The sequence below is a fragment of the Paenibacillus sp. J22P277 genome (assembly GCF_059383675.1).
This window is the reverse complement of the sequence record NZ_JBXENS010000005.1, coordinates 737,593-763,087: the sequence shown is the minus strand read 5'-3', so window position 1 is coordinate 763,087 and position 25,495 is coordinate 737,593. Positions and strand designations below refer to the sequence as shown.

The following is a 25,495-nucleotide window of genomic DNA, read 5'->3' as shown; positions in this document are numbered from 1 at the left end:
TGATCTGCTGAAGCACCCGCGCAGACGGCTGCTCGCAAGATGCCTGCGACGGCATGATTCTTAAAATTGCTGTCGAATTTTCGCAAACGAAAAACGAACTGCAGGAGAATGCAGTTCGTTTTTCGTTGCAGATTTCGATTGAGCCTGTTTATTTCATTCCAAAAGCTTTTGCAATGAGTTGATAAGATCGTAATCTGGCTTCAAAATCATGAATAGGCGATAACAGGAGCAATTCATGGGCCTGGTACTCCTCGGCCAGCTTCGTGAGTCCTTGCTTAACTTGCTCGGGATTGCCGACCACTCGTTTTGCGCGACCGCTTTTAAGTTTCTCGAGTTCTTCAACCGTGTAAGGGTAGCGTTCGGCCGTTTCGACCGTAGGGAAGAATGGGATTTCCTTGCCCTTTGCTAGTTCTTGGTAATATAAACCGACGCTGGAATCCAGTTTCCGCGCTTCCTGTTCCGTGTCGGCGCAGATAACGATGACGGCAGCCAACGATTGCGACTTGCTCTTCATCACAGTAGGCTTAAATTGCTCGCGATACAACGCGGTAGCTTCAGGGCCGCCCGCAGCAAAAATAATAAAGTGGGCAAACGCATAAGAAGCGCCTGCCTCGGCAGCAAGCTCGGCCGTTTTGCCGCTTGAACCAAGCAACCACAGCTCCGGTGCGGTCGGCACCGAAGGAGAAGTAACAAGATCCGGAAAACGATGATTTGCCGGCACGGCATCATGCAGATAAGCAACGAGATCAGCGACCTGTTGGGAATAGTCATTTTCCGGTTGGCGCCCTTCTTGAAGAACGCTTGTTGCCAAGGGAAGACTGCCGGTTGCGTGACCGATGCCTAAATCGATTCGGCCGGGGTACAGAGCTTCCAACAGCTTAAAGTTCTCGGCAACCTTATATGCGCTGTAATGGGGCATCATAATACCGCCAGAGCCGACGCGAATCCGGTTTGTATGCGAAGCGAGATAACCGATGAGCACCTCCGGACTGGAGTGAGCGAGTCCTTTGGAGCCATGATGCTCGGAAACCCAATATCGGGAGTACCCCATATTATCGGCTTCAATGGCCAAGCGGGTAGTGGTTGCAAGGGTCTCGATGGCGGTGTAGCCCTCTCCGACAAGAGATTGGTCTAAAATTCCAAGTTTTAACATGATGTTCACCTCGAAGTCATTGTGGCCGAAATGTTGAAAAATAGCTGCAGCTGTTTATCGCTATCAAATGGCGCCCTGAGAATGCATATTGATGCGTGGTTGCACAACTGATTATAATCGGAAACGGAATCGCTTCAATGACCAAATGACGACGATAGGTGCATTAGTGCACAAATTGCTTGACTTTGTGCGAATAGTGAGGCGTTTTTGGAGGAACATAATGTCTACAGCCGATATCATTCGATTAAATTACGTTCCGGGATATCAAGGGTCTTGATCTCCAAAAGATGATGAACGCGAGAGCAGCAACGGCCAGACACACTCCGTTCACATAGCGAAACCCGATATATTGAGCAATAAATCCGCCCCCTAAACTTCCCGCCAGCCTTCCAAGCGTCGAGCTGTTGGCATAGAACGTCGTGGCGATTCCCGGAGCATTGGGCAGCAGGCCCGTAAAATAACTCAGACCGTTCCCCATGACGATAGCGACGAATGTCGCCTGCAGAAGCTGCGCTGCGATCAACTCCCAGGAATGGTTGGATACGCTTAAGATCAAGAAATAGAGCATGGCAATGATGCATCCGCCGATCATCAGCATATGGTTGGATATTTTCCTGTTCAACGCCCCTAACACGATCATGATGGGAATCTCCAAACCTGCACAAACGCTTACCACCAGTCCAACCTCGGCATGCGTTCCCTCAAGCTCATTCACGATGAACAAAGGCGTATTGATACTGTTGATGGCATTGACGGCGAACAATAAGATAAAAGCGATCATCGGTTGCCGAAACTCTTTATTGCGAAACGGCGAGACGCGCTTCGCATTGTTTTTCCTTGTGCTCCTATGAAACCCGCTTTGCAGGAACAGCATGACAGAAACGGCTATGACCAGATAGATAACGGCCGTTCCCCAAAACAACCCTTTATACGAGAGCGCACCCAAAAGCACGGCCCCGCCTAAAGGTCCTAATAAAAATCCGAGTGAAACAAGCGAACGCATCGTAGAGATCGCGAACGTCTTGTCATCGGATTTGCCGGCATTAGCCGCTTCGTGCGCACTGGCATACAGTTGTGGAATCGTAGCCGCGCCTAGTCCATTGAGTAGCGTAACAACGACCAGCAGGATATAGAAATTTCGAAACAGCAAATAAGACAAGTAGCCGACGGCAGATGAAAGCGTGGCCGTAACAATAATCCATTTTCGATCCATTCCGTTCTCCGAGCGCTTAGCGACCAGAGAGTTTACCGCTACGCCGCTTAAGGAGCTGACCGCCATGAATACGCCGAACGTGCCCGTGCTCATGCCAAGCACTTCCGTGCAGTATAAGGATAAGTACGGGGAAGTAATCGAAATCCCGATTCCTATGAGCAGCATGCAGAAGACGAATAAACGATAACCCTTGATCGTAAAAAGGTTTTTGATGCGTAAATACATGTTGTCGTTCCTTCTTTCGATAATTGTTCTTAAGCCTTATTATGTAACAAGCGATATGGAGCCCGATATCTAAATTGTCGCGAATGATTGCCTATTCCTCTTACATTGCTTTTGAAATCGTCGGGAATGCGATCGCAAAGAAGAGCCATCAAGTAAATGATGGCTCTCCTCTACCTTCCTTCCAGATCAAACCCCAATAAAAGAGGCCTCCAAGGCACCCGTATCTTCAAAGCCCCGGAAATACTTGATCTTGCCGTCTTCCACTTCGCAAACCACCGCCCAATGGCTTTCAAACATTTTATTGGTAGGCCTGATACGATGCTTAAATCTTCCCCAAGCAAAAACGGTGCTTTTATCAGCGAGTACTTTATGGATCTCGAATTCTTGGGGATCGAGATCTTTCCGGAACTTGGACAATAACGTCCTTACGCCTTCGATCCCGTAATACGTTCCATAAAAGTGATGCCTGTCCGTCTCCTTCTCGAATGCCGCGATAAACGTAGCATCGCTGTGTACATAGCTGACGGCTTTGTCTATATCGACCATATTCAGGAAATATAATTGCAGCACTTGATCCGGCTTCATAGCGTATCGATCCCCTTTTCTTTCGAGATCGAGGATTTAAGCTGGCTCGAAACGATGCCAAGGTGTATGGCTTCGTGAATCAGGGCGAAGTTAAACAGCTCGCCGGCTGTATGGAATTGGAACGGTCCGAATTCGTACGGCGATCGCAGCTTCTCGTCCAGCATTTCCGGCGTTAGTTCGGATAGACGGGAAAGCTGCGCGACCAACATCCGTACCAGTTCTTCTTTCGATGGAGGAGCCGTCGTCCAACCCGAAGGCTTTGTTCCGGAGTTGAACAACGCTTCGTAGCTATCCGGAATTGCGGACGGAGATCCGAAGCAAAGGGCGGAGTACTTATCCATCCAATAGACCATGTGACCGGCATTCCATCGGATTGTATTATTGAATCCTCTTGGTTGAATGTCGAGATGTTCCTCCGTAATTCCTTGAAGCTGCCCGATAACGACTTGATGCAGAACTTTACCCGTGTGAATGATCGCATGTGTCATACTTGAAACGCCTCCCGTATGGTGGTGAATGTGTTTCGCCTTTCGTAAACCAAGTGTATCCCCGCTTGCCTAACCCAACAATCACGTAATTCCGATGGTAACGATCGTTTTCAGTAATGATCGTCATTCGGGGGGAATTGGAATCTGCAGCAAGCTGCCGATATAATGAAACGTAGGCAATAAATCGTAGGGGAGGCCGTGCTGCGAATGGAGCTTAGACAACTTGAATATTTTGCCGCCGTATATAGGGAGATGCATTTCTCCAGGGCTGCCGAGAATCTATGTACCACGCAGTCGAATCTTAGCCAGCAGATCAAGTTTTTGGAGAACGAGCTGGGGCTTCCTCTGTTCGATCGCATCGGCAAGCGGATCGCGCCGACAGAAGCGGGCAGGATCTTGTTGGAGCAAAGCCAGCTCATCTTTGAACGGATCGATTATATTCGCGGGGCGATTTCAGATCTCAAATCGATGGAAGGCGGCAAGCTGGATATCGGGATTCTCCCGGGCGACGGGGATTTGCTGTTCGATGCGTTGCTTGTCGACTTCCACCGGGCATATCCCAAGCTTTCAATCAGCGTCACGGAATCCACGGCCGTGTATGAACAGGTCGTAAACGGCATCAGAGACCTTGGAGTTACGACGGTACCCGCCAAACCGGATGAGCGTATAACCATCATTCCTTTGTTCCGCGAGGAATTTGCTTTGGCCATCCGATCGGATCACCCGGTTGCAAAATCGAAGGCGATCCCCTTCGAACAGTTACGGCAGCTTAAGATGGTCATGTTCGGTCCGGAGCATCAGATTACGAAAGTCATCCATTCCTGCTGTCAAGAAAAAGGGATTGCCATCGACAATCCAATCGTAACCTCGACGTTATCGACGCTGCTGTCGCTGCTCGAACAAGGGATAGGAGCGGCAATTCTTCCCCGACTGCTGCTGGATTACCTGAATCGCGATACCATTGCAGCGGTAACGCTGCTCCATCCTACGCCAAGCCAGGATATTTGCGTCCTATATCGAACGGACAAATTCATGGGGCAAGCCGCGAAACTATTTATCGACCAATTGCAGTCTTTCATTCAAAGCGCAAGGAAGATTTCCACGCGGTCGTCAGGGTAAAAATGGCGATGTTGCAGTATTGGTAGAACGAGGGGATCGATGTTATCGTGGATCTCCGACAGAAAATAAGCTGTGGCTCTATTAGAGCTACAGCTTATTTTCTTGAGATGATATGAAAAATACGGGCGTAACAGGCGCATGCTCGTTGTCAGTCCGCGATTGCTTGGCAGACCGCTTCGATTGACGTTCGAGCAAATTTCACGTTTCGCTTGCCAGCTCCACAAGCATGCTTTCCCAGATCGTCAGCTCGTCCAGCTCCACGGTCAACCTGCTGCCGTCCAGCTTATACGCGGCCGGTCTGTCCGACATCAACAGCCGGACGCCCTTCACTCGCCGCGCCTCGTCCGCCGACAGGTTTAATTCAACCCGTACGCCGCGCAGCGGCACATTGACCGCCAGCGGCCGGCGTCCCGTGCCGTTAACGAGGTTGACGAGATACTGGCCTTCCTTGCGGAACGCCGCCACCTGCAGCCCCAGATAGGAGCTGACGCGAATCCATCTGTCCTCGCCGAACAGCATATCGACCAGATTGGCCAGCAGCACGTAGTGGTCGGGCAGCTTATACCGGCTGATCAACCCGCTCAGCGAAAAAGGCAGATAGACCGCCTTGCCCTGTCCGAAGGCGGACTCGCAGACGAGCGGCAGATCGGTCCGTTCAGCCGCCAGCGATGCCCGCTCCGGGGGCGAGCCTACGCTCTCCATCGGCGAGAACGGCGGCACCAGCGTCGCCAGCACATTTGTGTTCGGCAGCGGCGTGCAGTAGACGACTTTGCCGCGATGCGGTACGAGCGCCGTTTCCTCAAGCTGCCGCTGCAGCGGATTGTCGGCTCCCTCGAACCTGAGATAAGATGCGGTCAGCGCTTCGCCCGAGGCGGACGTGTCCCGCTCGATCCCGAGCAGCTCGTACAGCTCGGGATAACCTTCGTCGATCGGACCTTCGAAGATGACGCGGCCCCCTTGCGCGGCATATCCAAGCAGATCACGCACGAACAGCGGCGTCAGCGAGAAGCCGTCCGGGACGATGACCAGCGAATAAGGCTTCAGCCGTTCCGGCGATGCCTGCTCCGCGAGCAGCAGATCGAACGGCACCTGCGTATTCAGCAGTCCGTCCGCCCAATCCTCGCTCGTCGTCTCCGACTCCCACATGAGCGCCACCTGCGAGTACGGGACCGATTCATGCAAATACGGCTCGTACTTCTTGATCATTTCGTTGATCCGCGTCACGGAGGTCAAGATTCGATTGTCCGTGATCGTGTCCGGAATCCCGGTCAACGAATGCCAGATTTGACCGCCGTGCGCGGGCACTTGGCTCATCCAGAACAAATATTCCGCCGGCGGCAGACCGGTATGCCGCCAATCCATGCCCGGGCTGGAGTGCACGATCCCGAACGCCGGAGGCTTGTCCGGCAGCGTGCGGCCGATCTTGACATTGGCCGCCGGCACCCAGAACTCCGGCGCCTCCTTTTGGCCCTTCGACAGCACGTTCTGCGCCTCCGTGCACATGATGTCGCTTGTCTCGGCGCGCGCAAGCAGATTGTCTTTATAGAAGTAATACAGAATCATGGGCAGATCAGGCGCCTTTTCTTTCACGAAGCCGTAGATGAGGCGCATGTTGTCCTTCAGGCTGGAGGAAGCCCAGTCCGGATCGAACCGGTCCGCGGACTCGGGCAGATCGCGCCCGTAGCGGGTTCGGTACTTGCGGCGGCAGAAATCGCAGTAACATTCCAGGTACTGCGGCGCATTAAAGAAGATGCCGTCGATGTCGTAGCCCAACAGCACTTCGTCCAGCACCGGAATGGCGACGCCTTCGTTCCGGTAAGGCGCATTGATGCAGGTCGACATGAGCAGCGACCACGGTCCCGGCCGTAGACTGCCCGTAACGTGAGGCTCTCCGCTGCGGTTTTTCACGAACCACTGCGGCCTTCTCTGGTAAATGCCGTCATCCGCCTTGCTGAAGTCGAAACGCGCTACGAACCGGATGCCTAAGCTGTGGCAGGCTTCGATCACCTCGGCCAGCAGATCGCGGTCCTGCGGCAAAAATTCGTTCTGATAATGATAGGGCACTTTCGTCGGATACCAGGCGTAAATGCCGCCTACATTAAAGACAAGGACGTTTGCGCCCATTTCCCGTATCTGTCTCGCGAGCCTGCGCGGCTCGATCATGGCCGTATCGCGAACCTGCAAATTCGTCTGAATAACGCGCGTCGGCTGCTTCCACCAAAGTTGGGTCATCGTTTCATCTCCCATCTTGAACAGTAGTCTGATTCGATTTCATGCCGTCCGCTCCCACGCTAACGCAGGACGCTGCGCCCGGGTTTCTCGACCAATGCCGCCAAAACCAGCTGAGACGCCATGATGGAAACAACGATGACGGCCATCCGCATCCCGGTCACGCTGCCGGACGCCAGCAGCAGAAGCATCATCGAGACCGCGCGGCCGATGTTCCAGCATACCTCGCGAAGAACCAGCCCCTCCACCCGCATCTCTCCGCGCAGCGGCAGCTTGCCGATCAGCTTGTAATTGTACCCGTCAAGCGCCGTCTGCACGATCGGATTGCCGATCGAGCAAGCAATCATGAAGCCGACGGCCGTCCAGGGCGACAAGCCCCCCAGCAGCAGGCACGCGCCTATCGTCATCAGCGCGGCTCCCCACGTCAGGTAGGAGCGGATCCGGGTATCCTTGGCGAAATGCGAGAACAGATAGCTGGCCACGATCGAAAAGAACGACAGCATGGCATTCAGCAAGCCGATTCGGTCCTCTTCCTTGAACGCCTGATAGAGCAGCAGCACGGGCAGCAGCAGTTGAACGCCCTGGCGGACGCCGAAGAGCAGGTTGCCGAATATCGCCTTGCGATAGTTCGGATCGCGCCTGAAGACGATCGCCATATGACGGAGGTAGTAGGTTTTGCGCGCCGGCACGACATTTTGGATCCGGCGGCTGAGCAGCCCCGTGAGCAGGTAGAACAGGAAGGCCAGCGCGAAGATGACGATATAGCCCGGATTGCCGGGGAGCAACAGGAAGATGCCGGCCGATACGAGCGGAGCGGTCAGATTGGAGAAGGTAGATACGACCGAACTCAATCCGATGAAGCGAAGCCGGTTGCCCTCGCCGGAAGCCTCGTAGGTAAGCGTCCAATACCCGATCCAGTAGAAGCCCGTGGCGATGCCGAGAAATAAAGCGAACAGCGGATAATAGGCCACAACCTGCGACTGCAGCGTAATGACCAGCAGGTAAAAGACGGAAAAAAGGCCGATGCCGATGCGAAATACGGGCATTTTGCCGAGCCGCTTGGTCATTCTTCCGCTGACGAGAAAACCTCCCGCCGTCGCCAAGAATACGATAAAGTTATACGTTCCGTTCACCCAAAGACTCTCTGTCAGCCGCCACAGGTACAGGTTCAGGAAGGTGTTCGACAACGCGTAAGCGAAGGTGAACAGCCCCTGCAGCACCAGCGTCAGCGACGCGTCCTTGGACAGCCTGTTGCTGGTCGGAGCCGGCTGCTTCATGCCGCTTTCCATCTCGAGGTGCCTCCCAACCGCTTCTCGGACTTGTTCCGGTTGCAATCCGATAAAGGACAATCATGCGAAAAAGCGTTCTCCGCCGCGGGCAGAGGCCGGCAGCTGCGCGCTCGTCCCGCCCGCGGGCAAAAAACTGCCGCGCGGCAGGCTGCGCCGGAGTGCGCCGAAAGAGCGGCGAAATCCAGCCTAAGCCTACTGCGCGGCGGAAAGTGCCGCTGATCGATTAGTTATCCGCCAGCACGATCTCCCATTCGTGAATGTCGTAGCCGCGCGCGCCGAGCTTGACGTACGGATCCTGCTTGACCAGGCTCTCCACCTCTTCGAGGGAGGAGCCGCGGTAGATGACCAGGCCGCCGGCGCCGTCGACGAAGCGGCCGTTGGCGTGAAGCCTGCCCGCCGCGCGGTTATCGGCCAGGAATTGCAGGTGCTCCGCGCGGTATTTGACGCTCTTCTCCGCATCGAGCATCGGCAGGAATACGGCGAAGTGCTTGCGTTCGCCAGACTCCCTGCGCTTCCGGTCCTCCGTTACCTGGTACTTGTACATGCCGGACATATCCGTGTCCCCGTAACCTTCGAGCACCGCCTGATTGATCAGCGCCTGCGCCCGCTTGCCGGCATTCAGCCGCACCTGGGATGCAGCTCCCATATCCGCAGCCAGATTCATATCCTTGGCAAGCAGTTTCAGGGCGAAGCCCGGCTGGAAGGCGTCCTTGGCGATAAATTGCGTATAATGACGCTCCATGATTTTGCTTTGGGCAAAGCTATTGTTCAAGATGCCGAACAGCTTGTCGGCATCCAGTTCCGCCTGCTGCGCCAGCGCGTACGCTTCGCCGACCGCGAGCGTGTGAATGCCGACCATCAGCTGGTTGATCAGCTTGACCGCGGAACCGCTCCCCGCATCGCCGACGAAGCTGATCGACTTGCCGAACGCCTCGAGCACGCCGCGAATGCGGTTGTACGCGTCCTCGCTGCCGCCGACCATGACGCTGAGCGTTCCGGCTTCGGCGCCGGTCGTACCGCCGCTGACCGGCGCATCGAGGAAATCGATGCCGGCCTCGGCGGCCTGAGCGTACAGCTTGCGGCTCAGTTCCGGCGATACGGTGCTGCAATCGAGCAGCACAAGACCTTTGCGGGCGTTCGCGATCAATCCCTCGGCGCCGGAGTAGACGTCCTCGACGTCCGCTGGCAGCGGGAGGCAGGTCAGGACGACGTCCATCCGCGCGGCCAGTTCGGCCAGCGACAATCCCGTACGGCCCCCCTTGGCGGCAAACTCCCGCTCTTTGCCTTGGCTGCGGTTCTTCCCGTACACCTCGAAGCCCGCTTTCATTAAATTAATCGCCATTGGAAATCCCATGTTGCCCAAACCGACAAATCCGACTTTCATTCCTTATCCCTCCCGTTTACGTTTGCAAGCGCTCTCATTCGCTGAGTGCCTCGTCAAATTCAAGCTTCAACACCAGTACTTCGCCGGCCATTTCGTTGACGGGCAAATTGCGAATGCGCAAATAAGGCTTGTCTCTCCAATACCATGGCGTAAATGCCACGCCGACGTCAAGGGGTTGTCCGTTATTTAACACGGTCGCCTTCTTCGGAGCGACATCCCAAGGCTTCAGGACGACGGCGTTCGTCTGCGTGTCGCGGTACAGGTGAATATACAGGACGTGCCCGTTTTTCGTAGCCAGCACATGATCGCGCTCGATCCGGCTGCCCTCCGAAGTGACGATCTCGTCCTTGAACACCAGCGACGATGCCGGGAACGTGCCGAAGAACGATTCCTTGATCGCTTGGTACCAGCGGCCAATCCGCTCTAGACTCTTCACGCTCTGCGGAGGGAAGGTGCCGTCGGCCTGCGGCCCGACGTTCAGCAGGAAGTTGCCGCCCATGGCCAAAATTTTGTCGATGCTCTGCATGATGTACTTGTGCGTATAGTAATCCTCGTCCGACTTGTAGCCCCAGCTCTCGCGTCCTAGCGACTGCACGGCCTCGGTCGGCTTGCGGAATTCGTTGCCTTCGGGTACGACCCGCTCCGGCGTGCTGTAATCGCCGGGACTCGGCCCGCGGTCGTTGATCAGGATGCCGGGCTGCAGCTTGCGCAACATCTCGTTCAGGCTAGGGTCGAGGCGGCCGGCCACGTTGACGTCCCAGAAGAACTGATAGATGCTGCCGTACTTGGTGCACAGCTCCTCCGCCTGATTGCGGACGAAGTCGTAATACTTGTCGATATCGTGGTCGTCGCCGGGACGCGGTCCGAACATCTCGTGGTGCCTGCCGAGGTTCGGGTAGTTCGGATGATGCCAGTCCGGGCAAGAGTAATAGAGACTGAGCGGGAAATTTCTTCTGCTGCACGCCTCGGCCAGCTGGCCGAGAATATCTTTGCCGTACGGGCTGTTCATGACGTTGTAGTCGGTATGCTTCGTATCCCACATGCAGAAGCCGTCGTGATGCTTGGTCGTGAAGCAGATATACTGCATTCCGGCGGCCTCGGCCATGTCGATCCAGGCGTCGGGATCGAAGCGGACCGGATTGAATTGATGAATCAGCTGCTCGTATTCCTTGCGCTTCATCATCCCTTTGCCGCGCCACAAGATCTGTTCGTGCCAGGCCGGGATCGCATACAGCCCCCAGTGAATAAACAAGCCGAAGCGTCTCTCGAAAAAGACGTCTCTGTCGTCTCCAAATCGCGGTATCATGGAAAGCCTCCCTCATTCGTGCGCAATTCCAAGGCGCGCCGGCGGCGCATCGTATCCAAATTATACAGCGAACGGACGGCAGCCCCATGCGGCATTCATCGTCGCTTGGGGAGAAGAACATCCTTCCTTGCGGCCCATATCCGGGCAAAAAAGAAAGAAAGGGCATATTTCCCCCTTTCTTCGTGCGGAATTGCATCCTCTAAGCTTAGGCATGCGAGAAACGAAGCCAAAAGCCGGAGGACCATTCGTTCGCCGGCATCAGTGCTGACTCGCTTCCTGCTTGCGCTTGCGGACCTCGCTCGGCAGCACGCCGACCTTTTTGCGGAACACCTTGCTGAAATATTTTTCGTCCGGATAGCCGCATTTCTCGGCAATGCGGTAGATCGGCTCGTTCGTCTGGCTGAGCAGCGTCTTCGAGTAGTCGATGCGCGCGTCGCGGACGTATTCGTTGAATGTCTTGCCGGTGATATTCTTGAAGCATTCGCTGAAATAACTGCGGCTGATATGGACGTCCACCGCCACCTCCGTCAGCTTCAGGTCGAGGCTGATGTTGCGGTTGATATAATCGACCGCCCTCATCATCCCCGCCATCATATCGTCGGAGTAATGATTGCCGAGGAAGGCGCCGCGAATCTCCTGGCGCACATGGTTCAGCCAGCCGAGCCAGTCGACCCAGAAGCGCAGCTTGGAGCTGTCGAACAGGACCGTCGGGTCGAGCGGAACGTAGTTCTCCCACTGCACGAGAATCCAGTAGAACATGCTCTCGAGCTTGTCATTGGACGGGCGCGCCTCCTCCAGATCGGCCACCAGCCGGGCAAATCGCGATTCGTCGTACACCAGCTCCAGCGACGACCAGCGCTCGCGCAGCTCGTACAGTTCCTTCTCCGGGAGCGGAGGCTTCTCCTTTTCGAGCGCATCGAGCTCGATGTCGTACACGTTGCGTCCATGCCGGTACGCATAGAAAAAGTCGTGCTTGGCGTAGTCCGCCATCAGCTTCCATAGCCGGTTGCGATTGTAGTCGCGGATCCCGCCCGCCCGGATGACCGCCCACTTGCCGGCCAAGCCCATCTGGCCGAACATCCGGTCGATGATCTCGTCCTCCCGCATCGGATTCATCTCCGAGAGCAGCCAGACGTCGCGATCGATCTCGCTGACCGCATGCTGCTGCTCCGGCGGAAGCAATGCGCCGAGAAAGTCCGGGCGGTCCGGCGTCAACGCGGCAAACAGCAGCGCCCGTTCGGATACTTCCGGCATCGCTTGCCCCGCCGCGCGGTAGATGGACGGGGCGGCCGCCGCCTTCTCCCCGGCCTCGGCGATCCGCCGCATGATCCGGCCCAATATGTCGTACATATTGTCCTTCTCCAGCTCCACCTTGGCGATGTAATCGATGGCTCCCAGGCGCAGCGCCTCCTGGACGTATTCGAAATCCTGGTAGAAGGTCAACATGACTACCCAGATGCCGGGGTAGCGCTCCCGCAGCTGGCGGAGCAGATCGATCCCGGACATGGTCGGCATGGCGATATCCGTCATGATCAGATCGACGGGATGGTCCTCGAGAAATTGCAGCGCCTTCTTGCCGTTCTCCGCCTCGCCCATTACCTTCAGGCCGAAGTCGTCCCACGGCATAAGCGAAACGATTCCCTTGCGCACCAAATGGTCGTCATCCACGATCAGCACGTTCATCGTTGTCCGGCTCCTTTCGCTCGTAAGGAATGCGAATCCGTATCGTCGTCCCGCGGCCGATCTCGCTCTCGATCCGGAATTCGGCCCGCTCGCCGAATTGAAAATCGATCATCCGCCGCACGTAGTTAATGCCGATGCCCATGCCCGATCTCGACCCGCGGTTGCCCTCTTCGGGCTGATTGTCGAGCGTCATCAGCCGGCCGATCGTCGCTTCGTCCATGCCGGTGCCGTTGTCGGTGACGCGGATAACGATGCGGCCGTCGTCATCCGGGCTGATCGTCACGCGAATGACGCCGTCGTCGGCCATGCCGCCGTGATAAAGCGCGTTTTCCGCCAACGGCTGCAAAATAAAGCGCGGAATGAGCGCGTCCCGGACATGCGGATCGGTGTCGATCCGCACATCGAACTGGAAGTTATAGCGGATTTGCTGCAGCGACACGTAATGGCCGAGCGCGCCGATCTCATCCTCGATCGTGGCGATTTTGCCTTTGCCCAAATTATAATACAAGACCCGGTTCAGCGTGGAGACGAGGCGGTCGATCTCGTCATGGCCCTCCATCCGCGCCAGCCAGCGGATCGTATCCAGCGTATTATGCGTAAAATGCGGATTGATCTGGTACATCAATTTTTCGACTTCCATCGCGGCCTTGCGCTTCTCCTTATCCCTCACTTCGCGAAGCAGGTCGCGAATCCGCGCCCGCATATCCTGAAACCGCATCAGCAGAAAATCGAATTCCTTCACGTCGGTGAACTTCACCGGCGACAGAAAATCGCTCCGGGAGATCAGCACGATCTCCCGGTTGAGGCTTCGCAGCGGGCGGTAGACCGTCCGCCAGATCATCCATGCGAACAGCACGCTGACGACGAGCGAGGAGCCTCCGAGCACGAAGAACCGCAGCAGCCACTGATTGATCTCGCGATTATATTCCGCCTTCGGAATGACGCTGCCCACGCTCCAGCCCTGCTTGCTCTCCTCGGTAAACAGATAATCGCCAAGCTGGGGACTTTCCGCCGAGAACTTGCTTCCGACCGTGAACGACTTCGAACCGGTATACGTGATGTATCCGGTGTGATCCACGATGAGCAGGCTGCCTCCGGCCGCTTCCTGATCGCCGAATATATCTTCCACGGATGTCTCGATATAAATATAGAGCGTGTCGTTCTCGATCTGGACCTTGCGGGCGATGGACAATACCTTCTGGCCGGTGGAAGCGAGCGAGTTGTAAGGCCCGTAATAGGCGAATCCCCCGTTGTCGGCGTAATCGTCGAATACCGGCAGGCCGGACAGATCGAGCCCGGAGGCCGGACAGTAATTGGGAAAGAGCACTCTCCGGTCGTTCGGCGTATAGTAACAGACCATGCTCAGATTCGGATTGGAAAAGCTGATTAAATTCAGCTCGTCGACGATCTGGGCGCGCCGCAGTTTTTTCTCGTATAAATCGGAGGTCGTCAAATACTCGGACAGGTTCTGGCCGACGCTGCCGTCCAGCGACAGCTGCTGCGAGACGTACTTGAGGTTGCCCAGCGACGTGTCCAGCGACTGCGCCGTTTGGCTGAGATTGCTGCGGATGCCGTCTTCGATTTTGTGCTCCAGGATGGAGTAAATCGTATAGTAGGAGATAGCACCGACCAAAGCGAGCGGAATCAGCGTGCTGGAAAGCAGCACGGCGATCAGCTTGTTCTTGAGCGAGCGAGGACCCTTCAACATGTATAAAAGCGTTTTCAAATCTCCGCTCACCTTCCCCTGCCGGAATTGGACGAAAAGCAAATACGGAAGAGCGGCCTCAAAATACCGGACCGCTCTTTCGCTCGCTTTGCCGATTTAGGTAACGGACCTGCCCTTGGCCGCCGCATGGAGGGCGTACCACTCCTCGCGGGTCATCAGCTCCGCCTGGCGCACCGCATCCCTGCAGCGGAGAATCCGCTCCGGATTGGCCGTGCCGATTACCGGCTGAATGTTAGCCGGATGCTTCATGAGCCAGCCCAGCACGATCGCTTCGCCGGTCGTTTCCTTCTGCTCGGCCAGCGAGGAGACCAGCTCGCTCGTGCGGATGACCGCCTCCGGGGCGTCCTCCTTTCTCCGGCCGGTATACATGCCGTTCGCCAGAGAGGACCAAGCCTGAAGCTGGATGTTCTCCAGCATGCAGTGCTCCAGCAGCCCTTCCGGGAAAATGACGCCGAGTCCTGCCGGCTGGTTGACATAGACCCCGCGGTCCACGAAGTCGCAGCGATGCAGGCTCATCTCCATTTGGTTCGCCACCAACGGCTCGGGCAGCGCGCTCTGCAGCAGCCGGATCTGGTGCGCGTTCATATTGGATACGCCAAAATGGCGGACTTTGCCGGAGCGCCTCAGCTTGTCGAATGCCTCGGCGATCTCGTCCGGCCGGGCCAGCGAATCGGGACGATGCAGCAGCAGAATGTCCAGATAGTCCGTTTTCAGCCGCTTCAAACTGCCGTCCACCGAGCGGAGAATGTGTTCCGCGGAGAAATCATAACGCTGCGGGCCGTCCCCGTCGGCAAAGCGGATGCCGCATTTCGATTGGATCACGAGCGTCTCCCGCAGGCCAGGACGGCTTTGGAGAACGCTTCCAAAAATCTCTTCCGCTTTGCCTCCGGTGTAGATATCGGCGTGGTCGAACATCGTCATGCCGGCTTCCAGCGCGGCGTCGACGGCCCGCTCCGCCTTGAGCAGGTCTGCCTCGGTGAGCGGGTCGAAATTGTTGCTTCCGCCAAGCCCGGTCGTGCCGTAAATAATGCGGCTATTCGTTATGTTCCGTTGCTGCAATGGAAACTCGATCATAGGAAGCCCTCCGTGATAGAATGTCGATTTTCTCTATTATAGACCATCTTATAACACGCGTAAGGTCAAGAATGTCCGCTATTTTGTCGGTAATTGTATGAAATTCCCAAATGTCGGCATTGCGCAGGACATATACCCCACCTTTTATCGGACGATTCCCACCCTATATGCGAAAGAGGGCAAGCGCAAGCGATTGCCCTTCTTTTCGGCTTTCAATAACATCCGTTTTGGCTCTTCGACGTACTCCGCTGTCGTCATATAACGGAACATGGGACCATCGGGTTAGCGTCGGATATGATAAAGACCTTTGACATTGTCCATCGGCTCGTACTCGCCCGAGATGTCCTCCATGCGAAACAGCTGCTTCGTACGCTCCGACATGCCGTCGTAGACGTTCCGCGGAATCGGCATTCTGCCGCTGGTCGCATCCCATGCGCGCTGATAGATGAACGTGAACAGGCCGCGCGGCTTGTCGGAGCGGTTCGGGCAGCCGCGGTGCCATGTCTTCTTGTCGCGGATGAGGAACGAGCCCTTGGGCATGATCGCCGCCTGGAAGTGCATCGCTTCGCCCAGCTTCTGAATCATCTTGCTGTTCTTGAACACATGGTCGGGGTTAAGATGCGTGCCGCCCGGATAAAATTCCGTCGCGCCGTTCAGCTCGGTGAAATCGCACAGCGGGACGTGCAGCACGAGACTGTGAATCGGCGTGGCGAAGTTGAACGTCTCCGGGAACAGCGGGCCGGTGTCGGAATGAACCGGCTGCTTCTTCGTGCCGCCCGGCATCGAATTGTTGGAAGCCAGGTAGCGAAGCGTCAGATCCTGCCCGAGAATTTGCTCGGCGATGTCCAGGAAGATCGGATTGGCCACGACGTCATCGTCGATGAACGGAGCCGCGAACGGCAGGTCCATCCGGACGTTGCCCGTCGCCCCGCCGGCGTTGAACTCGCTGTCGCCGAATACGTAGTTTTTCTCGAACTCGGTAAGCACCTTGGTAAATTCTTCATTGATGTGGTCCGTCCGCTCGGCACCGAGTACGTCTTCTACGATAATCGCCCCGTTGGCCCGCAGCAGCGCGGTCGCGAATTCCAGCTTGTCGGGGTCCATCCTGCCGTTTTTGCGTTCTTCTTCGGATAACTGAATTTTCATGGTAAAGCTCCTTTCGTATACGGGGTTCGGGTGAATGGCGGCAAGCGGCAATCGATGGCTACTCGGCCTCTTTATGCGGAATCGCTTCGAAACGAAGCAGCGTTTTCAGACGGTTCGAGCCGTTGTCGTACACCTCGCCGGCTACCTGCTGACGGTCGCCGGTAATATCCCACCAGCGCTGGTACGTTAGCGCCAAGTTGACGTTTTCCTTGCCGCTCGCGTTGGCCTGCTCGCGGTGCCACAGGCGGGAATCGCGAAGCAGCACCGCGCCTTTGCGAACCGCTATCATTTCGGATGGCATCCAGCCGGCAAGCTTCTGAACCATGTCCTCTCCGTAGCGGACCGTGAAATGCTCCGGCTGCGTATGCGTGCCCGAGAACAGTTCCGGCGCGCCTCCGTTAGCGTCCCAATCGTCAAGCGCGATCGTCACCTGAAGCTTATGGGCAGGGAATCGCGAATGCTCGGTCTCGGGGAAGAGCGGCTTCGAGTCGATCGTCACTTCGCCGGACACCCGGTTTCCCGATGCGACCCGGTCGGCGGCAATCACCCGCAGCACGCAGTCCGCGCCGATGATGCGATCGACAAGTCCGAGAATGGCGTTGTTCTCGACGATATCGGGGGCAATGAACGGCCCTTCGACCGGCAGGGCGACGCTTGCGCCTTCGCCGCCGCCGGTTTGCAGCTGCCGTGCGACGAGCCCCTTCAGTTCGTCCGCCCGTTCGGGCGTAAATACGTTTTCGAGAATGACGTACCCCTTCGTGCCGAGCAGCGCGGCAGCGTAGTCAAGATTAGCCGGCGCAAGCGCGCCGATCTGTCTCTCTTCTTCGTTTAATTGAATATTCATTGCCTGTCTCCTTTCGAATCATGGTTCATGACCTCGTCTGCATGGACACCTTTATTGTAAGGGAAGAGGCATCCTAACCCGGGGGAAATCGATCGCAAAACTACGGATACGAACATCTTCGCCATCCGGACTGCGAAGCGGGAAGAGGATCATATTCCCCCTTTTCCCTGTCTTAGTTCCACTATGGAAGGCTGAAGCCGGCCGCTGCTATTCTTTTACCGATCCGATCATGATGCCGTGAATAAAGAAGCGCTGTATGAACGGATAGACCGCCACGATCGGAATCATCGAGACGATGATTTTCGCGGCATTCAGCGTTTTATTCGATATTTGAGAGAGCTTGGCCGCCTCTTCGCCCGTAACCTTCGACAAGTCGACCTGTACGACGAGCTGCTGAATATACGTTTGCAGCGGATAATTTTCCGTCTTGCTCATGAAGACAAGTCCGTCGAGGAAGCTGTTCCAATGGGTGACGAGACTGAACAGCGTAACCGTAGCCAGCGCGGGAACGGCCAGCGGCACGTAGATCTTGAGCATCAGGTACCACGGTCCGGCACCGTCGATTTCAGCCGCCTGATCCAGCTCCTTCGGAATGCTCCGGAAGAAATTCATCAGCAAAATAACGTTAAATACGGGAACGGCTACCGGCAGCACCAGCGACCAGATGGAATTCAGCATGCCAAGGCTTTGTACCGTCAGGTACAACGGAATCAGACTGCTCTTGAAGAGCATGGTGAAGACGAGAAACCACATGAATATATTTCGCAGCTTGAATTCCCTGGACGTTCTGGACAGCGGGAAAGCGACCAGTATCGTCAAAATAAAGTTGACGATGCCGCCGAAAAATACCCGCTTGATCGAAACCCAGAAGGCGAGGAAGAACTCCTTGTCCCCGATTACGATGTTGTAGGAATTGACGTTGAAGTCGATCGGCCACATGCCGACCCTGCCCGCATTGGACGCGACGCTGCTGCTGAAGGACAGCGCGAACGTGTGCCAGATCGGACCGAAGCTCAGCACGCTGACGATAATTAGCACGACGATAATGAACGTATCCCCGATCGTGCCTTTCTTTTTGCGTTTGCGAGTCGTCTCGCCGCCGTACGCTTGCGCGCTTAACGAATTTCCGCTCATCTTGGCTGGCACCTCCTTTCCATCAGAAAACCCGGTAGTTGCTGAATTTGTTGGCAAGCGTATAGGCAAGGACGATCAGCACGAAGCTGAGCACGGATTTGAGCAGGCCCATCGCGGTAGCGAGCGAATATTGAAGCTCCAGCAGACCCGCTCTGTACACGTACGTGTCGATGATGTCGCCGGAAGAGTAAACCGCCGGATTGTACAGATTGAACACCTGGTCGAAGCCTGCATTCAGCACGTTGCCGATCGCGAGCGTCGACAGAAGGACGATGGTCGTTCTGACGCCGGGAAGGGTGACATGCCAGATGCGCTGCATTCGGCTCGCTCCATCCACCTCTGCCGCCTCGTTAAGCGATGGATTGATGCCGGTCAGCGCGGCCAGATAGATGACGAGATTGAAACCAAGCTCCTTCCAGACGTCACTGCCGACAATGATGGTCGGGAACCATTTGTTGCTGCCGAGGAACAGGATCGGATCGACGCCGAACCAGCCGATCGCCGTATTGACCGCTCCGTTCAGATCGAGAATCTCGACCAAAATACCGGAGAGTATCACCCAGGACAGAAAATGCGGCAGATAGACGATCGTCTGTACCCAGCGCTTGAAGACGATATTTTTCACTTCGTTCAGCATGATCGCGAAGATCAGCGGAATGACCAGGTTGCATACGATCTTGAGCGTCGCCAATAGAAGCGTGTTTTTGAAAATCGTCCAGCTGTCGTTCATTTGGAACATGTATTTGAAATTATCCAGTCCGACCCATGTCTGATCGGCCCACGGCACCCCCGGAGAGTAATCCATGAAGGCGACGATTGAACCGAGCAGCGGCGTCGTCTCGAAGGTCAGCAGCAAGATGATGCCCGGTATGAGCATAAACAGATAATGCTTTTGCACTTTTGAAAAGTTCATGAGCCTCGCCCCTCGCCTATCCGATTCCGATTATGTCGACCAGCGTCAGGCCGATTGCCGCCTGACGCCGATCCGTATGGAGGAAGATTGCTTTGTTATTGTTTGACGGCTTCTTCGACTTCTTTCGTAATCGTGTCGCCGCCTTGCGCTTTCCAGTTCTTGACGAAGGTGTCGAAGGAATCAAGCGGCGCTTCGCCGATGACGATCTTCAGGAACGTTTCGTTTTCCATCTTCGTCAGGTTGGCCCATCTGGACTTCATCGTCGCCGTCGGCGAGTAGAGCAGACTGGAGACTTCGTTGAACTTGTTGTCCAGCGGCGCTCCGCCGACGATATAAGCCTGGAAGCCGCCGATGGTGGTCGGGTTCAAGCCGTCCTTGTCCGCTTGCGGATAATATTTGTCGACCAACGTATCCGTGGCCGGATCCTTCACGTACGTCTTGGCGTAATCGTAAGCTTGCTTGGCGTCGGGCTCGAGCGTCGAAGGGTCAACCTTGCCGTTAAGCGCGTCGAGGATCGCATGTCTTCGGTTGGAAACGGCGTTCGTGTCGTCCATATTGACGCGGAAAATATTGAGCGCATCGTCGATGTTCGTATTTTGAATCGTCGTATCCCACATATTTTGCACGCCGTCGGGCAGATCCGTCGCGTGACGGTTTGCGCCTACCGTGAGGTTGATGCCCTTCATCACGGCTTCCGGATGCTCGTAGCCTTTGCGAACGACCATGTAGTCGCGCGACGGCGGCTGCATGTGGGTATTCAGGTTGCCGTTGTCGTCGACGGGGCCCGAATAAGCAACCCACTGCGCATCCGGATTTTGCTTGAACGAATCGCCGATGTTCCCCCAACCCATCCACCACGGGCCGAAGAACATGCCGCTTTGTCCGTTGATGTACGATTCGTCCGGATTTTCGCGAAGGAAGAACTGCTTGTCGATCAAGCCTTGCGCGTACCAGTCGCGCAGCGTTGCCAGCGCGTCCTTCGTTTGGGGCTGGATCGAGCTGTAAATCACGTTGCCGCTATCGTCCTTGACCCAGTTTCTCGGGTAGGAGTTGAACGAAGCGAAGATCGCGTCAAAGCCGTGCGAGCGGTTGCCGTCGGAGTCGGACAGCATATCCGTAATCGGACCGGTCAGGCCGATCGTGTTCGGACCGCCCATCTTGTTATCGATGAAGGCTTTGGCGATTTTCGCAATGTCGTCGCGCGTTTTCGGCGGCTGCAGGCCGAGTTTGTCCAGCCAGTCCTTGCGGATCCACAGCACCGTAACGGCGTCGCCTTTGATGTTGACGCTCGGAATGCCGTACAGCTTGCCGTCGAACGTAGCCGAATCCAGCGCGGCTCCGCTTTCTTGCAGCTTCTTGACCATCGGAGAAGCGTATTGGTCGAACGTATCGGTCAGGTCCTCCAGCAGTCCGGCTTTGACCATCAAGCGAAGCTGCTCTTCATTCACTTGCATGGCGTCGGGCAGCTCGCGGCTTGCGATGGCGAGCATCGCTTTTTGATCGTAAGGATCGCCATTGACGGCACTCCAGTCGCGGCTCAGCTTGATGTTCAAGTTTTTCTCGTAAAATTGCGTCACCGCGTTGTCTTCGACCGTCTGGCCTGCCGGAAGACCCTTGTCTCCAGGCGGAAGCCCCTGGGCGATCTTGATCGTAATCGGGGTGTCGGACTTGCTGTAAGGATCGGCCGCTGGCGCGTCGGTCGTGCTGTTATTGCCGTTCGTCGCGCCGGCATCCGCGTTTGCGCCCGGCTGCGGCGAATTAGCCGCGCCGTTCGTATTGCCTCCGTTGTCGGACGCTTCGCTGCAAGCGCTTGCAAGAAGCATTACGGCGATCACGGCTCCGAGTACCATCTTCTTTCTCATGCGTTAACCTCCCTATCGAATCGTGCGATTGTGTGTTGCTGAGTTGAGTATAAGTCTAATTCCGCTTTAACCTGTAGGGCAAACGGTCTTGCCATCACGTATAAAAAAGTCTTTTCTTTTCGCGGCTTCAAGCATAAGCACGAGAGGATTGTTCCCCTAACATCGGTCGAATTTCTTCCTGCAAGATTGCCGTCACCCGGACGCGCGGACCATTTTCCACTTCCGCATCGCGATGTTTCACTTTGCCGCGGGGGATTGGCGCACGACGTGGTAAGGCACGCCGGTCATGTCCTCGCCGAAGCCGGGAACCGTCCAGACGCCGGCTTCGCTCCGCAGCTCGATGAAGTACATAAGCGGATAGGCGGAATCGGTATAGGAAGCCGGGATCGCGGCGGAGAAATGCGTGCCGTCGCGTTCCATCCCGGCGCTCTCGAAACGCTCGGCCTGATTGACATGGCGGTAATAGAGCCTCACGCTCCATTCGGATGCTTCTGTCTTCTCCTCCGTCTCACCCGCCGAAGGAATCGTGATGGCTACGTCGACCGGCAGGCCGCGCAGGTACGGCGCAGGCACGGCATGCAGCCAATTCGGGCTTGCCGGCCGCTCTGTGTTCACATAAGGCGCAATCTCGGGATCGTCCGCCTCCGCCTTCTCCGCAGCTGCGCTTGGACAGCCCGGCGCTGCAGTGCCGAACCGCGCGCTCGCGCGCTTGATCGCTTCGAGATCCTCTTCGATCGCCGGAAGCCGGTCCGCCCAATCGCCGCGCATGTGCGCCTTATGCCCGAAGGCGATATCCCCGCGGTAAACGCCGCCGGCCGCGGCGATAATCCGCTCCCAGGCCTCCTTCGCCGCGGCGTATTGCTGCGCTGCATACGCGGCGAACCGCGCATCGTTCGTGCGCTCGAACAACGCATAGCCGGTACCGGCTCGGAATTTATGCGCGAAGAAGCGTCCCAGCTCCGCCATGATCCGCACGTCCGCAGCCATTCGGCGAAACTGCGCATCCAGCGGCTTTGCCGCGCGCGCCTCCGCCTCCGCCAAGCTCCGCAGCGCTTCGTCTGCCCATTCGTCCAAGCGGGCGCTTACTTCCGGCGGGGTCACCTTGCGGCTTTGCCTTCCTGCTGCTGCCTCCCCGGCATATTCGTCGATCGAGCAAAACATCGCGGGGTCGAGCGGACTTGCGGCGCCGAACGTTTTCGGCTCCGGTAGATCGTAATCGAGATGCGACGGCCTCGTGCGGATGATCGCCAAATTCGTATACAGCTCCGGCCAATAATCGACGTTCGCGGACGACGGATGATGCGCCGTCGCGACGAGCGGCAGGATCCGGCTGGCACTAGCCAGCGCCCGTTCCGTTTCGCCCGACGCGTCTCCGTACTGCTTGCGCAAATAACGCCGCCAGACGGACGGGTCCGTATCCGGATCGTACAACAGCCGCCCCCACAGCAAATAGGTATAATCGTATTTACGCCAATCCCGGACGCCGAGCCGCAGCTCTTCGGCGGCGTACAATTCGCGGCCGCCCTCGTGTCCGGACGTCTTGCGCCCCTTGAAGGCGAGCGGCTCGAACAGCTCCAGCCCCGCGGCGCCGCCGAACGAAGCCGCCCGGCTGTAGCCGGCCGCAAGCTTCGGGTCGCCCCACAGCAAGAAACGCTGCGTGCCCGGCCATACCCGGAATACGAGATCGTAGTCGCGGTCCTCCGTCATGAAATCGGCGTAGCCGTAACGGGTCGCCTTGCGCGAGCCCGCGGTGACCGCGGCATATTTCGAGCCCTGGAAATCGGCGTCGGGCATTTCCCGCTCCCGATTGGCCGCCTGATGATACGGCAGCCCCAGATGCTCCGCCCAATATTTAGGAGAGACCGTCACGCGCATGCCCGTCGTCTCCTGCACCATGCGGATCATCGCAAAATCGACGCCTTTGGAATGGATATCGACGGCGATCGGCCGGTCGCTTGCCGCGATTCCGGAGAGCGCCGTCCGCCAAAATTCATGCGCGGGCTCGGGAATGCCGCTCTCGTAATGAACCCGCAGGGTGAGTCCGTCAATGCTCGGGCATTCTTTCAGCAGCAGGGCAAGCGCATCCCGGCAGTAGGCGGCATGGTTGTCCTTCGTTAACCCCGTAATCGGATAGCGGGGATTCGGGCTGTCCGGCAGATCGTACGTATTGGTCCAGATGCCGACATGAAAATCGAGACCGCGCAGCTTGACCTGTTCTCCGATATCGCGCAGCGAATCCAGGTTGCGCGACGCTTCTCCGTCCGGAAGACCTTCGGCACGCACCTCGTAGCCTGGCACCGACAGCAGAAACGGATAGGCGAAGTACAAATAGTTGTCGCGGATGTCCGGATCATGGCCGTAGTCGTAGCCCATGCCGAGCGCCAGATTGAACCGGTTGAAGCGATGACCTGCCAGTTCCGTCAAATAGTCGTCCCAGAAGTCCCGGTCGTTATACCAGGCTTTGTCTTCTTCCTCGCTGACGAACATTCTGCTGAGGCTTCTTACCTTCGTCGCCGGCGACTCCGCGATCTGTTCCAGCCTGTGCAGCTCCGCAAGCGGGTCGGCTGCGTCCGGCGCATAGCGAACCCGATCCGCAAGCTCCAGCAGCGCGTATACAAGACCGCGGGCGCCCGGGGAAGAAACCGCGATTCGCGTCCTGCCTCCTTCCGCGGCCGTTCGTTCGATCGCGAACGATTCCTCCATCGACGGAGGCGTATCGGGATCGGCGGCGGCTGTCCGCCCGAGCGCGATCACGATGTCCGCATCCGGGGCGGCGTCGCTGCCGTCGGACACCGCGACGGCGATTCCTCGTTCCCGCAAGATGCCGGCGAACCTGCCGATCGCCCAATCGACCGGCCGGCCGTTTGCCTCTATGCCATCCGGTGCGGCAACAACGACCGCCACCGTTCTTTTGGCGTCCTCAATCTGTATCGTTGTCATGGATGCGCCTCCTTTTTACCAGTCCCGGACGGAGCCGTCGAGCGCCTTCAGCTTCGGCGTAATGCCGGTCCGCTTCGCGGGACGGGCCAGCGCGGCTTCCTCCGAGAACGCGACGCCGAGCCCGGGTCCGGTAAGCGGGAAGGCATAGCCTTGCTCCACGACCGGATAAGGGGACGCCACGTCGGTGTTCAAATCCTGCGGGTCGCCGGCCGACGCCGGCAGCTCGAGCAGCGACACGTTGGAGAACGCCAGCGAGACGTGCATGCTGGCGGCCGTGCCGAGCGGCCCCCAATTGTTGTGCGGCACCAGATTCACGTAGTACATTTCGGCCATCGCCGCGATTTTGCGCATTTCCGTGATGCCCCCGCACCAGCAAATATCGGGGCGCAAATAATCGACCAAGCCGCCTTCGAGCAGCTCGCGGTAATCCCATTTGTTATGTCCGCGCTCCCCGGTCGCGAGCGGGATGCTCGTATACGGCCGCAGCCGCCGGTATGCCTGCGGATTCTCGTGGCGAATCGGGTCCTCGATATAGAGCGGGCGAAACCGCTCCACGTTGCGCGCCAGCATCACCGCATATTCGGGATCGTAGCGGCCGTGGCATTCAAGGATGAGATCCACGTCTTCGCCGACCGCCGCGCGGATCGCTTCCGTATATTCCGTCTGCTGCATGACCGCGCGCTTATGATCGTGCAGCCCGAGATCATCCCAATCGTGAAACGCCCGGTAGCGAATCGCCGTCACGCCCCGGTCCGCCAGCTTCTTCGCCTTCCCGGCGATTTCTTCGGCCGATTTGCCCGCTACCGGCCCGTACACGCGCACCTTGTCGCGCGCCAGCCCGCCAAGCAGCTCGTAGATCGGCACGCCGAGCGCCTTGCCCTTAATATCCCATAGCGCGATATCGATCGCGGCAAGCGCCGAGCCCGTCACCGGTCCTCCTCGCGCGAACAGGCAGCGGAAGCACATTTGCCACAAATGCTCGATTCGCGACGGATCCTCGCCGATCAGGTACGGCTTCAGCTCCTCGATCATGCCGATGACGGCCCTCGGCGTAAAGTTCGTGCCCTCGCCGTATCCCGTAATCCCCTCGTCCGTTTCCAGCTTGACGAAGACGCCTTCCGTGGACAAAAAGCCGGTCACATTCGTAATTTTCATTGTCCTTCTCCTTCCGCGGCGCCTTTA

At 57.2% G+C, this 25,495-nt stretch carries 19 protein-coding genes; 1 reads left to right on the top strand and 18 read right to left on the bottom strand.

Translation table 11 applies throughout. The annotated features are described in order from the left end of the window. Positions 1–148: 148 nt before the first annotated feature. The 4 genes from AC50YL_RS20575 to AC50YL_RS20560 all read right to left on the bottom strand — a co-directional run bounded on the left by AC50YL_RS20575 (position 149) and on the right by AC50YL_RS20560 (position 3,664). Complete coding sequence (locus AC50YL_RS20575; RefSeq protein ID WP_494834341.1) at positions 149–1,153, bottom strand: LLM class flavin-dependent oxidoreductase; 1,005 nt, start codon at positions 1,151–1,153, stop codon at positions 149–151. A gap of 244 nt (positions 1,154–1,397) precedes the next feature. Then, complete coding sequence (locus tag AC50YL_RS20570; protein WP_494834340.1) at positions 1,398–2,591, bottom strand: sugar efflux transporter; 1,194 nt, start codon at positions 2,589–2,591, stop codon at positions 1,398–1,400. Between the two features lie 186 nt (positions 2,592–2,777). Continuing rightward, positions 2,778–3,176 (bottom strand): nuclear transport factor 2 family protein, encoded by a 399-nt coding sequence (locus tag AC50YL_RS20565; protein WP_494834339.1) that lies wholly within the window; start codon positions 3,174–3,176, stop codon positions 2,778–2,780. After that, positions 3,173–3,664 carry a DinB family protein gene (locus AC50YL_RS20560; RefSeq protein ID WP_494834338.1) on the bottom strand — a complete coding sequence of 164 codons (492 nt, stop codon included), beginning with the start codon at positions 3,662–3,664 and terminating at the stop codon, positions 3,173–3,175. The genes AC50YL_RS20565 and AC50YL_RS20560 overlap by 4 nt, the downstream gene beginning before the upstream one ends. Before the next feature lie 207 nt (positions 3,665–3,871). On the opposite strand from AC50YL_RS20560, the gene AC50YL_RS20555 reads away from it, so the two are divergent. Next, positions 3,872–4,783: a LysR family transcriptional regulator gene (locus AC50YL_RS20555; RefSeq protein WP_494834337.1), complete on the top strand. Its 912-nt coding sequence runs from the start codon at positions 3,872–3,874 to the stop codon at positions 4,781–4,783. A 198-nt stretch (positions 4,784–4,981) separates the two neighbouring features. On the opposite strand, the gene AC50YL_RS20550 is transcribed toward AC50YL_RS20555, so the two are convergent. The 14 genes from AC50YL_RS20550 to dgoD form a co-directional block, all read right to left on the bottom strand. Beyond that, entirely contained in the window at positions 4,982–7,015 is a 2,034-nt protein-coding gene (locus AC50YL_RS20550) for an alpha-amylase family protein (protein WP_494834336.1), read from the bottom strand. Between the two features lie 59 nt (positions 7,016–7,074). After that, the gene (locus AC50YL_RS20545; RefSeq protein ID WP_494834335.1) at positions 7,075–8,301 is read right to left on the bottom strand and encodes an MFS transporter; all 1,227 of its coding nucleotides are present in this window, start codon (positions 8,299–8,301) and stop codon (positions 7,075–7,077) included. A 223-nt stretch (positions 8,302–8,524) separates the two neighbouring features. Beyond that, positions 8,525–9,685: an NAD(P)-binding domain-containing protein gene (locus AC50YL_RS20540; RefSeq protein WP_494834333.1), complete on the bottom strand. Its 1,161-nt coding sequence runs from the start codon at positions 9,683–9,685 to the stop codon at positions 8,525–8,527. A gap of 34 nt (positions 9,686–9,719) precedes the next feature. Beyond that, positions 9,720–10,991, bottom strand: coding sequence for an alpha-L-fucosidase (locus AC50YL_RS20535; protein WP_494834332.1), 1,272 nt, complete (start codon positions 10,989–10,991; stop codon positions 9,720–9,722). Positions 10,992–11,249: 258 nt separating this feature from the next. After that, complete coding sequence (locus AC50YL_RS20530) at positions 11,250–12,674, bottom strand: response regulator transcription factor (protein WP_494834331.1); 1,425 nt, start codon at positions 12,672–12,674, stop codon at positions 11,250–11,252. Further along, on the bottom strand, positions 12,652–14,400 hold the full coding sequence (locus AC50YL_RS20525) for a cache domain-containing sensor histidine kinase (RefSeq protein ID WP_494834330.1): 1,749 nt from the start codon (positions 14,398–14,400) through the stop codon (positions 12,652–12,654). Before AC50YL_RS20525 ends, AC50YL_RS20530 begins: the two co-directional genes overlap by 23 nt. Before the next feature lie 96 nt (positions 14,401–14,496). Next, positions 14,497–15,474, bottom strand: a complete 978-nt coding sequence (locus AC50YL_RS20520) for an aldo/keto reductase (RefSeq protein WP_494834328.1) — start codon at positions 15,472–15,474, stop codon at positions 14,497–14,499. A gap of 282 nt (positions 15,475–15,756) precedes the next feature. Further along, the gene (locus AC50YL_RS20515; protein ID WP_494834327.1) at positions 15,757–16,620 is read right to left on the bottom strand and encodes a phytanoyl-CoA dioxygenase family protein; all 864 of its coding nucleotides are present in this window, start codon (positions 16,618–16,620) and stop codon (positions 15,757–15,759) included. Between the two features lie 58 nt (positions 16,621–16,678). Next, a complete protein-coding gene (locus tag AC50YL_RS20510; protein WP_494834326.1) occupies positions 16,679–17,464 on the bottom strand; it encodes a phytanoyl-CoA dioxygenase family protein in 786 nt (261 codons plus the stop codon). 207 nt (positions 17,465–17,671) lie between these two features. Continuing rightward, complete coding sequence (locus tag AC50YL_RS20505) at positions 17,672–18,598, bottom strand: carbohydrate ABC transporter permease (protein WP_494834324.1); 927 nt, start codon at positions 18,596–18,598, stop codon at positions 17,672–17,674. A gap of 22 nt (positions 18,599–18,620) precedes the next feature. Next, complete coding sequence (locus AC50YL_RS20500) at positions 18,621–19,511, bottom strand: ABC transporter permease (protein ID WP_494834323.1); 891 nt, start codon at positions 19,509–19,511, stop codon at positions 18,621–18,623. 95 nt (positions 19,512–19,606) lie between these two features. Next, positions 19,607–21,373 (bottom strand): extracellular solute-binding protein, encoded by a 1,767-nt coding sequence (locus AC50YL_RS20495; protein WP_494834322.1) that lies wholly within the window; start codon positions 21,371–21,373, stop codon positions 19,607–19,609. A gap of 237 nt (positions 21,374–21,610) precedes the next feature. Beyond that, on the bottom strand, positions 21,611–24,313 hold the full coding sequence (locus AC50YL_RS20490; protein ID WP_494834321.1) for a hypothetical protein: 2,703 nt from the start codon (positions 24,311–24,313) through the stop codon (positions 21,611–21,613). A gap of 15 nt (positions 24,314–24,328) precedes the next feature. Beyond that, positions 24,329–25,468: a galactonate dehydratase gene (gene dgoD, locus AC50YL_RS20485; RefSeq protein ID WP_494834319.1), complete on the bottom strand. Its 1,140-nt coding sequence runs from the start codon at positions 25,466–25,468 to the stop codon at positions 24,329–24,331. Between the last annotated feature and the right edge of the window lie 27 nt (positions 25,469–25,495).

Excerpts from the sequence above, each read along its gene's own strand:
- AC50YL_RS20575 (WP_494834341.1), bottom strand. The coding sequence starts at position 1,153 with ATGTTAAAACTTGGAATTTTAGACCAATCTCTTGTCGGAGAGGGCTAC.
- AC50YL_RS20570 (WP_494834340.1), bottom strand. The coding sequence starts at position 2,591 with ATGTATTTACGCATCAAAAACCTTTTTACGATCAAGGGTTATCGTTTA.
- AC50YL_RS20565 (WP_494834339.1), bottom strand. The coding sequence starts at position 3,176 with ATGAAGCCGGATCAAGTGCTGCAATTATATTTCCTGAATATGGTCGAT.
- AC50YL_RS20560 (WP_494834338.1), bottom strand. The coding sequence starts at position 3,664 with ATGACACATGCGATCATTCACACGGGTAAAGTTCTGCATCAAGTCGTT.
- AC50YL_RS20555 (WP_494834337.1), top strand. The coding sequence starts at position 3,872 with ATGGAGCTTAGACAACTTGAATATTTTGCCGCCGTATATAGGGAGATG.
- AC50YL_RS20550 (WP_494834336.1), bottom strand. The coding sequence starts at position 7,015 with ATGACCCAACTTTGGTGGAAGCAGCCGACGCGCGTTATTCAGACGAAT.
- AC50YL_RS20545 (WP_494834335.1), bottom strand. The coding sequence starts at position 8,301 with ATGGAAAGCGGCATGAAGCAGCCGGCTCCGACCAGCAACAGGCTGTCC.
- AC50YL_RS20540 (WP_494834333.1), bottom strand. The coding sequence starts at position 9,685 with ATGAAAGTCGGATTTGTCGGTTTGGGCAACATGGGATTTCCAATGGCG.
- AC50YL_RS20535 (WP_494834332.1), bottom strand. The coding sequence starts at position 10,991 with ATGATACCGCGATTTGGAGACGACAGAGACGTCTTTTTCGAGAGACGC.
- AC50YL_RS20530 (WP_494834331.1), bottom strand. The coding sequence starts at position 12,674 with ATGAACGTGCTGATCGTGGATGACGACCATTTGGTGCGCAAGGGAATC.
- AC50YL_RS20520 (WP_494834328.1), bottom strand. The coding sequence starts at position 15,474 with ATGATCGAGTTTCCATTGCAGCAACGGAACATAACGAATAGCCGCATT.
- AC50YL_RS20515 (WP_494834327.1), bottom strand. The coding sequence starts at position 16,620 with ATGAAAATTCAGTTATCCGAAGAAGAACGCAAAAACGGCAGGATGGAC.
- AC50YL_RS20510 (WP_494834326.1), bottom strand. The coding sequence starts at position 17,464 with ATGAATATTCAATTAAACGAAGAAGAGAGACAGATCGGCGCGCTTGCG.
- AC50YL_RS20505 (WP_494834324.1), bottom strand. The coding sequence starts at position 18,598 with ATGAGCGGAAATTCGTTAAGCGCGCAAGCGTACGGCGGCGAGACGACT.
- AC50YL_RS20500 (WP_494834323.1), bottom strand. The coding sequence starts at position 19,511 with ATGAACTTTTCAAAAGTGCAAAAGCATTATCTGTTTATGCTCATACCG.
- AC50YL_RS20495 (WP_494834322.1), bottom strand. The coding sequence starts at position 21,373 with ATGAGAAAGAAGATGGTACTCGGAGCCGTGATCGCCGTAATGCTTCTT.
- AC50YL_RS20490 (WP_494834321.1), bottom strand. The coding sequence starts at position 24,313 with ATGACAACGATACAGATTGAGGACGCCAAAAGAACGGTGGCGGTCGTT.
- dgoD (WP_494834319.1), bottom strand. The coding sequence starts at position 25,468 with ATGAAAATTACGAATGTGACCGGCTTTTTGTCCACGGAAGGCGTCTTC.